The sequence below is a fragment of the Duganella sp. CY15W genome (genome assembly GCF_009857555.1).
GTDB lineage: Bacteria > Pseudomonadota > Gammaproteobacteria > Burkholderiales > Burkholderiaceae_D > Rugamonas > Rugamonas sacchari.
In genome coordinates this window covers 282,793-296,624 of the sequence record NZ_WWCQ01000005.1, presented here as the reverse complement: position 1 = coordinate 296,624, position 13,832 = coordinate 282,793, and the positions used below count along the sequence as shown (strand labels likewise).

The following is a 13,832-nucleotide window of genomic DNA, read 5'->3' as shown; positions in this document are numbered from 1 at the left end:
AAACTAATCAGATTAGATTATTTCCTAATGCGATTAGGTTTGTCAAATCAGCTTATTTTTGCTGGCGGCGGCCCCATACGATGTGCAGCACAAACAGGCCTGTTCCAAGCAGCCCGGTGATCCAGTGTGCGAGCGACCAGGTCATGCGATTGCTGTCGCTGGCGAGGTAGTACAGGCCAAAGCCGCTGGCGACGAGCATCACCATGAACACTATCATGCTCCAGCCGGTGACCTGGTTACGTCCGGCCTTGATGGCGCGGCGGATGTGGGCATTCATCAGGCTACCGAGGAAAAACAGCACCACCATGGCCGCGCCGCCATGCAACTTCATAGCCAGCGGCTCGGCCGGGTGGACGGTCTCGCCAAATTCGCCAACGGGACGCAGAAAGTAGTGGGTGACAAGCCACGCCAGGCCGCTCAGCATCAGCACGGCGAAGCTGATATAGATGGCGCGGCGGTGCCAGCGCTCGATGCGGAGATTGATGTGGGGGCGATGATGATGGGTATGCATGGATCAAATTATAACGACTAGCTCAAGCGTTACCTAACACACGCTGCCTGATTGACGACCGGCAGCATCCGCACCCCGTTGCAGACACTCGTAGTGCCAAATCCGCAAATGATTTCACCATTTAAGTGGTCATGGCATTTCAATTTCTTCTGGTTTCTCGAGCGAGAAACTAGGTAATGGGCATTGCACACTTCCAGCGGAACCTTTATCAAACAGCATTTTGTCTCCGATATGCAAATCCCGTCGGAGACCAATTACCTTCACACCCGTTTCGAAGAAGGTGAGTGATTCATACCCACCTCCTTGATATCTGTGTCCGAAATAATCGCCCGACATTAGGCTGCCGTACTCGTCCGTCCCCCAACGAGTGTACATTGCCTGGAACTTGCCTTTGCGTTTGGGGATTCCAGTGATTTCAGCAACTTGTGTGGCGTTAGGGTAACGTGGGTACAATATCCTGCCCGTTCTCACTTCGTTTTGCGTTGCTTCAGGCGGCGTATCCTTTTCATTCCTTGAAAACACACTAATACGCAGCGACCCCTTATCCATACAAACGTCAGCAAACCCCTGCCTCACCTCCCAAGCGTTTTCATTTGGAAATCCGTAAGCAATAAACCAGCGCCAATCGCCAGACTTTGCAAAGGCCTCAAAATTGAATAGCAATAATAAAAGTCCGATCATTGCTTTGAGAGATAAACGCATCGATTCTCACAGTATTTTTAGATTTTTAGGCCTGCGTTACCGGCCGCTCTTTGCCGGCGGCCGAATTTTTACTCTATCGGTGTAACCTCGATACCATCCGAATGATACCGGACGTTCACTTCCTGCGCACCGTTCGGAGTATACAACCACCAGCCCCCGGATTCACTTGATGGCTCCAGGAGCGCTGATATCTCCAGGCGGCTCGATAGCTGTCCGACCGCGTCTTTTTGATCAATTTGTCGGGAACCATCGCGTCGCCATGAGATTAGAAATCCCTGCTCGAACCCCTCGGAATAGCCGGAAACCTGAGCAAATGCTTTTGCTTGTTCCATCGGTTTATCTATTGACTCAACCAGCATCCCCATCAAGTCTCCGAGCAAGCGCAAAGCAATTCCCTCATCAATAGCTGGAGACGTAAAAAACTGGAAAGACTCTATATCTGACATGACGGCCTTTTCGTTACTACATAGCGCCTGACTGCTTGTACTGGACTTCTGGTCTTGGCCGAAGTCAGGCCTCTGGTGTCAGCCAACGAAGCAGTGTCGTACCTATGACGGCTAACACCGCGCCAAGGCCGAAATTGAACACTGGAGCAGCAATTAAAATTTCACCATGCCCTACGCTCACACGGTGGCCCAAGAAATCAAATAAAGACAGCACGCCATAGAACAGCGCGGCGCCAGAAATGAGCCCTGACAAAATGGACGATATTCCGAAGTAAACAATGCAACGAAACCGGTCTTTTCTTTTTTGAATGGCCGAAAGCGACTTGATGAAAGCAAGAGCAACTAATCCGATAGTAACGAAAAATGTTGAGTAGTAGATGTATTCTGCTATGTTCAATGTTAATTTCTTTACCTATCTCAACGACCGGTAATGGCCGGCATGGGTCTCATTCACCTTTCAGCACTTCGCCGTCAAACCATACATCCTCATAGCCTGGTGCTAGTAACACACGCCATCCAGGCGGCAATGCCAAGTACGGGAGAATGCTCGGACAATAGTCTCTCAAGTGGGCAACATGAATTGGTTGGTAGAAGTCGGCATCGTCTGAATACTCGCCACCGTAAATATACCAGCCACATGTACCGTTTTCAGGGTGTAGGCGGACTGCATGTAGCGGCGCATTGCCAAGCGAGTCAAGCGCAATTCCTACTTTCTGGTCGGGCTCCGGTGGCAAGCACTCTACGTCGAAGCGCTGGCAAATATCATGGTGTCCAATTGGCATGTCTACCTATGTCAGTTGTGTGATGCCTATGTTTGCTGTTGGTCATTATCGGGATGTCATGGTGAATCACTAATTCCATATCGAAGCTTTGCAAGCGCCATCAGTCCAATCAAAGCAGCCGATATAACTAAGCCCGACAGTCCCCATGCCGATAGCCTTCGCTGCGTAGCGAACCAGCCAGTTGCAATGAAGGCGGGAGCACCGAAAATCTCAAACAACACGATTGTGTTTTTAACTTCTGCTCGGGCGTAATCAAATCCGCATGCAAGCTCTTTGCCTCCTGGATTTATTGGCGAGCACCAATAAGACTGTGGGATACACAGGCCAGCAAACAGTAGCAACAGCGGCATCCACGCCAAAGCACTTCGATACATAGTCAACTTCCATCTTTCTGAATGACTGCAATTGGCCGTATTCGGCCGACGCCGCAGAGGGTAGCATCTTGCAGGGTTGGAAGGTTCACACTTTGTCACGTCGCGCCGTCGTCGCCCCGAAGCTTGCTATAGCGAGGCCGCTTAGCAAATAAGAAGTAAGCGATCTGCGTGGCTTTCACTCAAAGCCACTCGACCACCTGATTAACCAAAATTTCTACTGTGACTTAACACGATGCATTTGACCTACTGCTCCCATACTAAATGTCGGCGAAACTCCAGCCCGAGGATTTAGATTATTAACGATTCGCCCCCATTCCGCGACAACCTCGTCATCATTTTTGACAGTTATCAAAATTGACCAAGTTTCTACCCACCCATTATGCTCAGCACCACTCGCTTGAAAGCCTGTGATAACTGCATTGGATCTGTAGCGCATAATCGTGAGGTCATTTGGCATAACCTCGCTCCATTTACCATCATCGAGCATAAAAACTTTAGGAGTGTCTGCACCAATTACCATGCGAAGGACGACATCCTCAGAAACTGGCGACCTAGCGAGGTCTGGCGATGCGAAAGGCTCACGCATTCTTAAGCGTCCCTCCCACTGACCATCTAAAAGTGTCTCAATCGACCGTGTAAAACGCTTCTGAGGAATTTCGGATAAGTTGGTCGTCGATGAGGCGCATCCCGTAAGAACGCTTGTAAGCAAGATAGATACGGCGAATACAAATGCCTTTGAATTGGAAATGTCGTAACTCATATATCCTATTTGGAATTAGGTCATTCTGGAGCAACCACACAGGAGTAAAAGCGTCGCCTTGTGGCCGGTTTCTGTCAGTCCGCTGAGAGTGACAAAACTTTATGAGAAAGAATAACTCCGTCCTTCTCGTACTGCCCGTGACACCAAGAAGCGTCCTCGTAGCGGAGGTAATACTCTTCACTTTGAGCTGCAGACACCAGTTGTCCTAGCGTCGCAAGAAATCCTTGCAGCGTAAAAGTTTTGTTATCAAAATCCTGGGGGAAAAACGTTAGCTCACAAAACACCTTATCTGGTTTTAACCATTGAAAGTAGGCTTGGATATGCTCAGGATTACGACCGCCCTTCCAAACAGTACTTATTGAGCCGGAAGGTTGCCGAAGAGTACTTGAGAGCTCAGCGCTGACAACTTCACATCCGTCACCTGTCATCGCTTGAGCCAACCTCCACGAGGCCATAAGAAACCTCATAATTTCGATAGATCCTGATGTCGAAATGCCTTCAGCGAAGTTAATATCTCGGCATGAACCATCAAGGTCCAGCAGACCTGCCTCAACGCGGCCGCGAGTTGTTTCGTCTAGTTTCATTAGAAATCTGATTTGGATACCAAGGTCTGCTGTTGGCCGTTAGCGCCGCTCTCAACGCAACAGGGTGATAATAAACAAGACAAGAATAATGCTAACGATGGCGACAACGGAAATCCAGTAACCTCGTTTTTGACCAGGCGTCATCTTCTTCCAAGTTTCCTCATCTGGTCCACCCTGTTCTGCCATACTTGACTCCTCAATTTATATAAGCTTCAGCGCAGCTATTGGCGGATAAGGGCCAGAAAATTATGCTACTCCCCAACCTATTTCGAGCAAAATCATAGAAACTAGAGCCAATGAAGTTTCCGCATCCACCTCACCAGGAACACGAACATTTTTTTCTGTCTGAACATTGGGTTTTCCACGTGCGTGAAGCCTAGCCAACACTTTCACGGACGAATAGAGGATCACCAGTTCGCTCATCTTATTCTCGATGTGGCTGGCGACAGCAGCTAAATCTTTGGTCAAGCATGCCGTGTCGTTATGAGTGTGCTGAAGCCAACGGCTTAATACAAATTGCGCCACATTACCGCTTCTGTCAATTAAGGACACAGGACTTTCACGAAAAGCTCTATCTGATAAGGCGGAAACTGTTTCTGTAATCTCGCGCCTGGCACTCGCCGGAATTTTTTCTTCATCTACCTCTGGAAGCCTTCCGAAGTTCGATCTTGATCGCAGGGTTACCGAATTTTCTCCACCAAAATTTCGCTCTACGCCAATGACTGTCCAAGGTGTAGCTGCATTGCCGGCACCAAGTAAAATTGTTGTACCCATTCCCCCACCGCTCCGCTCTGAAAGTTCATGATACGGAACGTAGGTGAGCAACGTCTTATTCAAATATCCACCATTGTCCCTTGCCGCTCGCCCTTCGTCGTAAGCTGGGTGAGGCTGTACACGCCAAGAACTTGGATTTGACCGAGGGTCCGGCTTGTACAACCTTCCGCGCCTTATTCTCGTCAATGGATCAAATGTATCCTCTCGAAAAATAAGGCATTGTATGTCACTGTCGTGAGGAGGATTTTTCCGGCCTAACTCCGAATCTATGATCTTGGCCCGAGAGATAGGAGGTTGCGGCCATACAGCATGCCCATAGGAACTCTGCCCCTCATACATAACAAAGCGGTTATCATCGATTCCTAACATGATTTATTCCATTGTCTAAAATGAGGGGCGGCTTTTGGCCGGCTTCAGCCGGTGCTTAGCGCAAAAATTTACCAGCCTTCGCCTCAAGAAGCCTAATCAACTCTGGCTGCATGTATTCATATTCATCTGGTATATCCAAGCATATCACTCGCTTGCCATTCAAGAACTGTTGAAATTTGGAAGCCAGCTTGTTTCGATGTGTCTTTTCCATCACGAATATGAGGTTGGACCACTCTATTTGCTCAGGTGATAGAGGAACGGTAGCATCGTTTCCTAATCCTGCAGAGTCGGTATCTACGTCAGGCCAACTCGCAAAAATAGTTTCAGCTGTTGGACTTCTTAAACGATTTTGCGCACAAATAAACAAAGCTCTCTTCATACTAACCCTTCAAATACATTTGATAAGAGGTCGTCTATTGGCCAGATACAGTTTAGTGATATCCAGCAAGATATCTCAAATATTTACTTTTTCCTGTAGCAGTAAGTCCTCGATTACTTCCTGATTTCCACTGTCGCTGACGAGCGCGTAAATATCAGTGTAGAAAGGCAGTCCCCTGACTGCTTTCTTTGCGTCAGCTTCACCGAAAATACTGGCCAGAGCTTTGTATTCCATATAGCAGACCAGTACATGATTGTATGTCGATATTTCGTCGCCAGAGCCATTGGGGCGACGAGGATTGAGCCCCGGAAATTTTGTCTTCACTAAAGCAGCCGTCTCATCCGGCATAAGCTTGGAATTTAACACCATGTTCCAGTGAAACTCTTCGTGTAATAAACCTCCGACGAGATAGAGGTCATCGCTGAACTGGCTATCTCGCACACCTAATGTCAATACGGGGTGACTGTGTGGTGGCCATACGTCTTGGTCGATCCGAATGTCTCGCGTATACAGCCATTTTTCCAATTTATATTTTTCAACCAACTGCTCCAACCGCTTCTTTAGCGCGAGCTCTTGTGGCGCATTGTGGACGGCGACAACATTCAGATTTTCTGCTAAGCACGTAGGAGTGAAAAAAAATGCTCCCAGCACGGCCACAACTGAACCTAAATGGGATTTGCTTAAGTGCATTGTCATTGTCCGTCCGATCTTCATGAGTCGTTTAATGTCGGGCTACTCTTGGCCGGTAGTGGCTTCGCAGAACTGTAACGGATCTGGCCGCTCGTGTCAGGCCAAGTCCGGGCTGGTACAGATTATAAATGCGCTTGCCTGCCAGCTTGCCAGCGCCGGATGTTGAGGGGCGCCGCAAGCCATGATGACTTTGGTCAGTGCATCCGCGCTGGCGCACTGCGGTGCGCGGATGGAGACGCTGCTTGTACCTGTCATCGCCATGCCATCGCGGCCATCCAGCAGCGCACTGGTGATGTTGCCGTGATGCGGGCGTCGTGAGAAGTAGGTGGCGGATGTCGCCAGCGCCTCGTCGCGCAGCAGTAACTGCGTGTGCGGGCTTTGTGGCTGCCGTGGATCGCGGATGGTGACTGGCCAGTCGCGAGGCCCGAAGACGCGCAGGTCGCCGCCCGCATTGACGCAGCCGGCACGGACGCCGGCTGCCTGCAGCGATGCTACCGCCAGGTCCACCGCGTAGCCTTTGGCGATGCCGCCGACATCGATCCAGCCGTCACTGAGTTTGCGCACCATGCCGTCGTCCTCGCAGCGGAATACCGCCATCGCCGGAGAATAAACCGGCATGGCAGCGGTGGCAGCAGGCGCTGGCAGGCAGCCATTGTCCACCAGGCGCGGCGCGCAGGCGATATTGAACATGCTATCGGAGGCTGTTTGCACCTGCGCGGCCAGTTGCAGCACTTGCCAGGTATGGGTGTGGACGGGCACGCAGGCGCCTGCCGGCGCCTGGTTGAACCGTGCAATGTCGCTGGCGCTGTCGTGAAAGCTCATCAGACGATGCACGTCGGCGACGGCGTCAAACGCAGCACTCAGCACAGCATGCTCACAGTCTGCTGTGATCTCCACCATGGTGCCCAGCCAAGGCTGCGCGCGGCGATTCATTTTTTGAGAGCGACTTGTGCGATGGCGGCGATGCGCCGCACGCCATCGGTCAGATGGGTGCAGGACAGCGTTGCACCGCTGATGTTGGCGATGCCTTCGCCGATTGCCAGGCCGCCGGTGCTGGCGGTCTTGCCGGTGAACTGGCGACGCCAGGCTGGCAGGCGGATTTCGCCGCCGTGGCTTTCGCGGTAAGTCAGTATCTCCACCTGGCGGATGCTGGCGTCCGGATTCAGTGCGACGGCATAGGAAATCAGCTCGAATTTGCCGATGACGTCATCAAGCACCATGTAGCCGAGCAGTTTGTCGCCGCTATATGCGCCGATCACGCGCCAGTTCACTGAGCGGGCGGACAGGCCGGCAAGCTTCTCCACCTGCTGCATCTGCGGCAGCGTGAGCGCCAGTTCCTGCGGACGATACGAAGTGGCGTCCGCAAACATCAGCTTGAGCGCCTGGTCTGCGCTCAGGTACTGGGTAGCGTAGGCTGGCAGGCAGGCCAGGCCTGCCACCAGCGGAACACAGTGGCGGTAGCGCATCAGTACGAGAAGCCCATGCCGAGGTTGAGACGGTCGCGCGTCTTGTCTTCCTTGAATTTCTGATAGTCGGCTTTCAGCACTACGCCTTCGCCCACTTTGAGGTTGGCGCCCACGGTGGTGACTTTTTCGTCAGGCAGCGTAGCGATGCCCAGGCCTTGCGGCATTGGCTCGTAGCTCCTGGCGGTGTTGAACTGTTCGTAGCGCACGAATGGGCTCAACGTGTAGTCGCCCGATTTCAGCGCCTGGTAGGCCGCTTGCAGATACCAGCCGGCGAAGCTCTTCGGCACCGGCGTTGGATTGCCCACCAGGGTTTCGTTCAGCAGCGCGGTATTGCTGATCTGGCCGCGCGCATACAGTGCCGACAGATCCCACAGGCCAGGGGTGTAGCGTGCGTGCAGGTCGTAGACGGTGATGCGCGCGTCGTTGGCGGTGTAGCCATCGGCCTTATGGCCAGCCTTGCCGCTGAAGAGGGAGCCGCCCAGCAGCAGGCCAGGTACGCCGCGCCAGTTCAGGGCGCCGTGCACGCTCAGGTCGCGCGACTTGGCCAGCTGGCCTTCCTGGTGGATGGCGCCCAGTGGCGACTCGCGGCCTTCCGTACTGGCGGCATCCCATTTGCCCAGGTCAAAGCCGGTGGTGATGCCGGCGTCCCACGTCAGGCCTGCTGCGGTGTCGCCCGACAGGCCGATACCGGCTTCACGCCAGGTCGATGGAATGATGGCGGTTTCCACGAAGTTGCGCTCGACGCCGTAGTAGGCGGTGGGCTCGTGGTTGGTGTTGAGCAGGCCGGCGGGAATCAGGAACAAGCCCGCCTTGGCACGCAGGCCGTTGCTGAACTGGCGTTCCACATACAGCTGTTCGATCGCGCTTTCGCCGCTGTCGCTGGCGGAGGCGATGGCGTGTTCCCATTCGAACTCGGACACCATCTTGGTCTTCTCGTCGAAGCGGTGCTCGATGCTGATGACGGCGCGGCGCACGTCGGTCTGCGCTGCGCTGGCGTTCTTGGTCGGACGGTTGTAGTTGATTTCGCCGTAACCGCCGATGATGGTGGTCGGGCCGCTGGCCGCAGGCGCTGCGTTGGCGAAAACGGGCGATGCCGGTGCCTGGGCGACGGGGGCTGCGGCAGCCAGCTCCTGCTGCTTTTGTTCGATGACGGCAGTCTTTTGCTGGCTGGCTTTCAGATCGGCTTTCAGTTGTTCCAGTTCGGCGGCCATCTTGTCGATACGGGCCAGCAGTTCCGCTTCGCCTGCGGTGGCGGCCAGTGGCGCGGCCAGGAATGCGGCGGCGATGGCGGATGCGATCAGATGTTTATTCATGTTGTTAGCTCTACGATTAAGGATTGATCTGGTAGCCGTCAGTCAGCGTGCCGAGGAATTTCACGACATCGTCCACCTCCGCTGGCGACAGGGCAGGGGCCATGCCCGGCTGGCGGTTGTACGGCACTTCCGTGACGTTGACGTTCTTGCGGTATTGCGGCGGCAGGTCGTTGAACTTCTGGACCACGCCGTCGGCGCCAAGCGGATACCACTCTTCCGGGTTGGTATCGCGGCGGACGTAGAAATTGACCACGTCTTTGAGGTTGTCGAAGGCGCCGTTGTGGAAGAAGGTCTGACGGGTCGCGACGTTGCGCAGCGTCGGCACTTTGAAGGCGCCGCACAGATCCGGGTGTTTGTCGGCCAGGTCGGTGCGGTCCGGGCCGCACAGGCCCAGGTCGTAGTAGGCCGGGTCTGCGGTGGCCTTCAGCTTGGCGTTGCGCGGCACACCGAGGTTATCGAAGGTGAAGTCGGTGAACAGCGGCGGCGAGCCGTCCGCGCCCCGTGCGCTCAGGTGGCAGCCGATGCAGTTGCCTTTGGTCGGATCATTGAACAGGGCCAAGCCGCGCAGTTCCTGGTCGCTGAGTTTTACTTTACCGGCCAGGAACAGGTCGTACTTGGAGTCGAATGGATGGAATTCCGGCGCCTCTTTCTGGTAGGACTGCAGCGCGAAGGTCACGCGGCTGAAGGCCTGTTCGGCGTTGTCCAGGATGCCGGCGCCAAACTGGGCGCGGAAGCGTTCAACGTAAGCCGCTTTTTTCAGCTTGTCGATGACGTCCTGTTTGGACACGTTGGCCATCTCGTGCGGCGCCAGGAAGGGACGTTCCGCCTGTTCGGCCAGGCTGGCGGCGCGGCCGTCACGGTTGAAGCCACCGGTCGGCGTGCCGTCCTTGGCAAAGAAGAAGGCCGGATTCTGGTTCAGGTAGCGCAGCGACGGCGCGGCGCGGAAGCCTTGCACATCGTTGTTGGCGCCGCCGAACTGCGCGGCCAGGTTATTGGCCGGTCCATGCGCGTGGGCTGGATCGTGGCAGGTCGCGCACGATTGCTTGCCGGATGCGGACAAGGTGCCGTCCTTGAAAATCAGTTCGCCGAGCCGGGCGGCTTCACTGAGGCTGGTATCGGGGGCCGGTGCGGGGGGCGTTGGCGGCGCCGATGCGGAACCGCCGGAACCGCCGCTACAGGCGGCGAGGGCGGACAACAGGGCTGCCATGCCCGCCATGAGACAGAGTTTCTTCGTGACCATCTAGGTGCTTACACAGTGAGAGAATTGATTAAATGCTTGATTAAATGCAAATGAAAACAATTCGCATTATCTATCCTGTGCTTGCTTATTTGCAAATTACAAATTGGTCATGTTGTTTATTTGAAGTTCTTGATGTGCGGGCTTGTTTTCAATACAGCTCGGTGCGGACCTTGCTTTCGTACTCGGTATTGACGGCGGTGGCCATTGCTTCGTCCTGGCCGGTAATCGCGGCCGCAATCTGGCCGACGCTGGGGACGGCCTGGCGGTCGATGCGCGATTCCGGCGCCCACAGCCGGGCGCGGTTGATGGCTTTCCCGCAATGGAACAGCACTTCCCGGATGTGGATGGTCATGGCGGTTTTGGGTGTCTTGCCGTTTTCGGCCAGCGCGTCCAGCAGGGCAGCATCGGTCGAGACATCGGCATCGCCATTGATCCGCATGAACACTTCCAGGCCGGGAAAGATGAACAGCAGCGCGACGCGCGCGTCCTCGCGCACATTACGCAGCGATTCAATGCGGTTGTTGCCGGGCCAGTCGGCAAAGGCAATGGTGTGCCGGTCCAGCACATGGACGAAGCCGGGACGGCCGCCGCGCGGCGATGCGTCCAGCCCTTGTTCGCGGCCCGTCGCCAGGCAGAAGAAGGTGGCCTGTTCAAGATAGGCGAGGTGGAACGGCATCAGGTGCGGCAGCACGGCTTTCTGGATGAATTCGGCCGGCGGCGCATACAGCTGGTCGAGGTCGGGGAAGGTGTTGGTCATACGGGCTATCCTGAAAGAATCAATCTGCCAGCAGGATAGCGATGGTATAAGCAGGCAACAATGCTAAACTGAGTCAAAGTATTTCGCAATCTTGCCATATGCCGATTCTCAGCCAACTTCCCGGTCCGGACCTGCCGTTTCCTCAAGACTGGGTGGATCCGGATACCGTCCCGCGCGCCGTTGTCACGGTCGGCATCGACAGCAGCATGACTGGCCGGCTGGAGCTGGCGCCGCACGCCCATCCCAAGGCGCAGTTCTTCCTGAGCCTGCGCGGCGTGATTACCTGCGAAGCGGAAAGCGGCTTCTGGCTGGTGCCGCCGCGCAGCGCGCTGTGGATCCCGGCTGGCATGCGCCACGCGCTGACCGTGGAAGGCGTGGTGGAGGGCTATGCCGCGTATGTGCAGCCGGCTGCGCTGCCGGATCTGCCAGCCAGCTGCTGTACCTTCCAGGTCACGCCGCTGATGCGCGAGCTGTTGATACGCTCCGCCAGCTTTCCTGTGCTGTATCCCGAAGATGGCTTTGAAGCCCGCCTGATCGGACTGCTGCTGGAAGAGATCTCACGCAGTCCGCCCAGCACGCTGCACTTGCCGGTGCCGGAGGACCGCCGCGTGCGCCAGCTCGTCGACATGATGCTGGCCGAACCTGTCGAACGCGGCACCATCGCAACGTGGGCCAGGCGCGCAGGCCTGAGCGAACGGACGCTGTCGCGCCTGATCGCGCAGCAGACCGGCATGAGCTTCGGCCGCTGGCGCCAGCAAATCGGCATCATGCTGGCGGTGCAGAAGCTGGCGAAAGGCGCGTCGATACAGCAGGTGGCGGCGGACCTGGGCTACGAAAGCACCAGCAGTTTCGTCACCATGTTCCGCAAGGCGCTGGGCATGCCGCCCGGGCGCTATCTGGCGTCGCAACTGGCGGCAGTGGGCAGTCGTTAGCTTACAGCGAGATGGCACGCCGCTGTCCCGCACGGAACAGTACACGGGCGATGGTGGGCAGGGCGATGTGTTGCTCGCACAGGAAATCGACCGCAGCATGCAGGCCGCGCAAGGCGCCATACGTAATGCCCTGGTCGAGCAGCGCGGCTTGACGCAGGTCGCTGCGGCTGACCAGCACGCGCAGCCGCGGCGCACGGTGGGGACGAAGACGTGGCGCCTGAAAATCGCGCTGCCGCAGCGGCAGGATATGGGCAACAACGGTCCGGTGGTGGGCAAGATTCATGATGGCAGCCATAAGGTTGATGGCGTTATCGTAGTCTCGCTGTTTCCTGCCCACTGTTCGCTAGCGCGCAGTGGCGCTTATTTCGCGTCCGGGAAAGCGTTGGTGGTTTTGGCGCCCCAGACGGCGTAGAACAGCACATACAGTTCGCACACCGCCGTCAGCAGGAAGGACAGTTGCAGGCCGATGGTGTCGGCCAGCCAGCCCTGCACCACGACCAGCGCGCCGCCGGCAATCGCCATGATGAGCAGGCCGGCGCCTTCCTCGGTCAGCGGTCCCAGGCCCTTGATGCCCAGCGTGAAGATGGTCGGGAACATCACCGAGTGGAACAGGCCGACCGAAATCAGCGCCCACATCGCCACGCTGCCGGTGCCCAGTGCTGCAATCATCATGACGATGAAGGCGCCGATGGCAGCGCAGGCCAGCACGCGTTCCGCCGAGGTCTTGTTCATCAGCAGGCTGCCGATGAAGCGGCCCACCATCATGCCGCCCCACAGAAGGAACAGGTAGTGCGCGCCCTGTTCGTGGTTCAGGTTGCCGATTTCCGGCTGGGCTGTGAAGTTGATGAACAAGTTGGCCACGCCGATTTCTGCGATCAGGTAAATGAAGATGGCGGGGATGCCGAATATCAGGTTGCGGTGCTTCCACAGCGACATCTTCGCCCGTTCCTCGCTCGACACGCGGCGCGTGGCGCCGTGCAGCACCGGCAACGGGAAGCGGGCGATGACCAGGGCCAGTATCACCAGCACCGCAGCCACGATCAGGTAGGGAAGCTGGACTGCCTGTGCATCGGCCAGTCTTTCTGCCTGGGTCAGTACATGGCCCGCTTCGGCCGTGCCGGAGGCGGAGCGGCCCAGGATCAGGTAGGCGCCAAACAGCGGCGCCAGCGTGGTGCCCAGCGAGTTAAACGCCTGCACCAGGTTCAGGCGTGCGGAGGCGGTTTCCGGCGAGCCCACCACCGCCACGTAAGGGTTGGCCGACACTTGCAGCAGCGTGATGCCGGCGGCAATCACAAACAGGGCGATCAGCGTCACGCCGTAGGACGGCAGGCGGGCTGCCGGTATCATCAGCAGGGCGCCCGCCGCCATGATGACCAGGCCGGTGACCATGGCTTTTTGATACCCCACGCGCTCGATCAGGCGCGCCGACGGGATCGAGGCGAAGAAGTAGGCGATGAACCATACCGATTCGATCAGCGTGGTCTGGGTGTAGTTCAGATCGAACACGCTGCGCAGGTGCGGCAGCAGCGTATTGTTAATGACGGTGATGAAGCCCCAGGTGAAGAAAAGGCTGGTTAGCAGCGACAACACGGCGCTGGCGCCGGCGTGCTGCGGCTGGGGCTGCGCGGCGCTGCTGGCGGTGGAAAGTGGAGCTGGCATGGGAAGAATCTTCTGAAGTGGACCTGGCTGACAATGCTATAGCAGCGCTGGTTTGATCTCCAATGCCAAAAAAACCAACATCCATATCATTTGC

At 56.3% G+C, this 13,832-nt stretch carries 18 protein-coding genes; 1 reads left to right on the top strand and 17 read right to left on the bottom strand.

Annotated elements, in window-relative coordinates:
• Positions 1–52: 52 nt before the first annotated feature.
• From GTP58_RS23875 to GTP58_RS23810, 15 genes are all read right to left on the bottom strand, one after another.
• On the bottom strand, positions 53–511 hold the full coding sequence (locus GTP58_RS23875) for a DUF4405 domain-containing protein (protein WP_161079579.1): 459 nt from the start codon (positions 509–511) through the stop codon (positions 53–55).
• Positions 512–640: 129 nt separating this feature from the next.
• Complete coding sequence (locus GTP58_RS23870) at positions 641–1,213, bottom strand: hypothetical protein (RefSeq protein ID WP_161079578.1); 573 nt, start codon at positions 1,211–1,213, stop codon at positions 641–643.
• A 68-nt stretch (positions 1,214–1,281) separates the two neighbouring features.
• A complete protein-coding gene (locus tag GTP58_RS23865; RefSeq protein ID WP_161079577.1) occupies positions 1,282–1,659 on the bottom strand; it encodes a hypothetical protein in 378 nt (125 codons plus the stop codon).
• A 64-nt stretch (positions 1,660–1,723) separates the two neighbouring features.
• Positions 1,724–2,056 carry a YfhO family protein gene (locus GTP58_RS23860; RefSeq protein ID WP_161079576.1) on the bottom strand — a complete coding sequence of 111 codons (333 nt, stop codon included), beginning with the start codon at positions 2,054–2,056 and terminating at the stop codon, positions 1,724–1,726.
• Between the two features lie 973 nt (positions 2,057–3,029).
• Entirely contained in the window at positions 3,030–3,575 is a 546-nt protein-coding gene (locus tag GTP58_RS23855) for a hypothetical protein (RefSeq protein WP_161079575.1), read from the bottom strand.
• A gap of 74 nt (positions 3,576–3,649) precedes the next feature.
• Positions 3,650–4,159 carry a hypothetical protein gene (locus GTP58_RS23850; protein WP_161079574.1) on the bottom strand — a complete coding sequence of 170 codons (510 nt, stop codon included), beginning with the start codon at positions 4,157–4,159 and terminating at the stop codon, positions 3,650–3,652.
• A 51-nt stretch (positions 4,160–4,210) separates the two neighbouring features.
• Entirely contained in the window at positions 4,211–4,345 is a 135-nt protein-coding gene (locus GTP58_RS31640) for a hypothetical protein (protein WP_255490730.1), read from the bottom strand.
• Positions 4,346–4,405: 60 nt separating this feature from the next.
• Positions 4,406–4,996, bottom strand: coding sequence for a hypothetical protein (locus GTP58_RS23845; RefSeq protein ID WP_161079573.1), 591 nt, complete (start codon positions 4,994–4,996; stop codon positions 4,406–4,408).
• A gap of 361 nt (positions 4,997–5,357) precedes the next feature.
• Entirely contained in the window at positions 5,358–5,681 is a 324-nt protein-coding gene (locus tag GTP58_RS23840) for a low molecular weight protein tyrosine phosphatase family protein (RefSeq protein ID WP_161079572.1), read from the bottom strand.
• Positions 5,682–5,756: 75 nt separating this feature from the next.
• Positions 5,757–6,371 (bottom strand): hypothetical protein, encoded by a 615-nt coding sequence (locus GTP58_RS23835; RefSeq protein ID WP_161079571.1) that lies wholly within the window; start codon positions 6,369–6,371, stop codon positions 5,757–5,759.
• A gap of 96 nt (positions 6,372–6,467) precedes the next feature.
• Positions 6,468–7,304: an FAD:protein FMN transferase gene (locus GTP58_RS23830; protein ID WP_161079570.1), complete on the bottom strand. Its 837-nt coding sequence runs from the start codon at positions 7,302–7,304 to the stop codon at positions 6,468–6,470.
• A complete protein-coding gene (locus tag GTP58_RS23825) occupies positions 7,301–7,837 on the bottom strand; it encodes an FMN-binding protein (protein WP_161079569.1) in 537 nt (178 codons plus the stop codon). The genes GTP58_RS23830 and GTP58_RS23825 overlap by 4 nt, the downstream gene beginning before the upstream one ends.
• Complete coding sequence (locus GTP58_RS23820) at positions 7,837–9,150, bottom strand: hypothetical protein (protein ID WP_161079568.1); 1,314 nt, start codon at positions 9,148–9,150, stop codon at positions 7,837–7,839. Before GTP58_RS23820 ends, GTP58_RS23825 begins: the two co-directional genes overlap by 1 nt.
• A 16-nt stretch (positions 9,151–9,166) precedes the next feature.
• On the bottom strand, positions 9,167–10,357 hold the full coding sequence (locus GTP58_RS23815; RefSeq protein ID WP_229215720.1) for a cytochrome-c peroxidase: 1,191 nt from the start codon (positions 10,355–10,357) through the stop codon (positions 9,167–9,169).
• Between the two features lie 181 nt (positions 10,358–10,538).
• Positions 10,539–11,147 (bottom strand): MSMEG_1061 family FMN-dependent PPOX-type flavoprotein, encoded by a 609-nt coding sequence (locus tag GTP58_RS23810; protein ID WP_161079567.1) that lies wholly within the window; start codon positions 11,145–11,147, stop codon positions 10,539–10,541.
• A gap of 98 nt (positions 11,148–11,245) precedes the next feature.
• On the opposite strand from GTP58_RS23810, the gene GTP58_RS23805 reads away from it, so the two are divergent.
• Positions 11,246–12,079 carry a helix-turn-helix domain-containing protein gene (locus tag GTP58_RS23805; protein ID WP_161079566.1) on the top strand — a complete coding sequence of 278 codons (834 nt, stop codon included), beginning with the start codon at positions 11,246–11,248 and terminating at the stop codon, positions 12,077–12,079.
• Position 12,080: 1 nt separating this feature from the next.
• Here the strand turns inward: GTP58_RS23805 and GTP58_RS23800 are convergent, their stop codons facing one another.
• Positions 12,081–12,362, bottom strand: coding sequence for a hypothetical protein (locus GTP58_RS23800; RefSeq protein WP_161079565.1), 282 nt, complete (start codon positions 12,360–12,362; stop codon positions 12,081–12,083).
• Positions 12,363–12,439: 77 nt separating this feature from the next.
• Positions 12,440–13,738 (bottom strand): sugar MFS transporter, encoded by a 1,299-nt coding sequence (locus tag GTP58_RS23795; RefSeq protein WP_161079564.1) that lies wholly within the window; start codon positions 13,736–13,738, stop codon positions 12,440–12,442.
• Between the last annotated feature and the right edge of the window lie 94 nt (positions 13,739–13,832).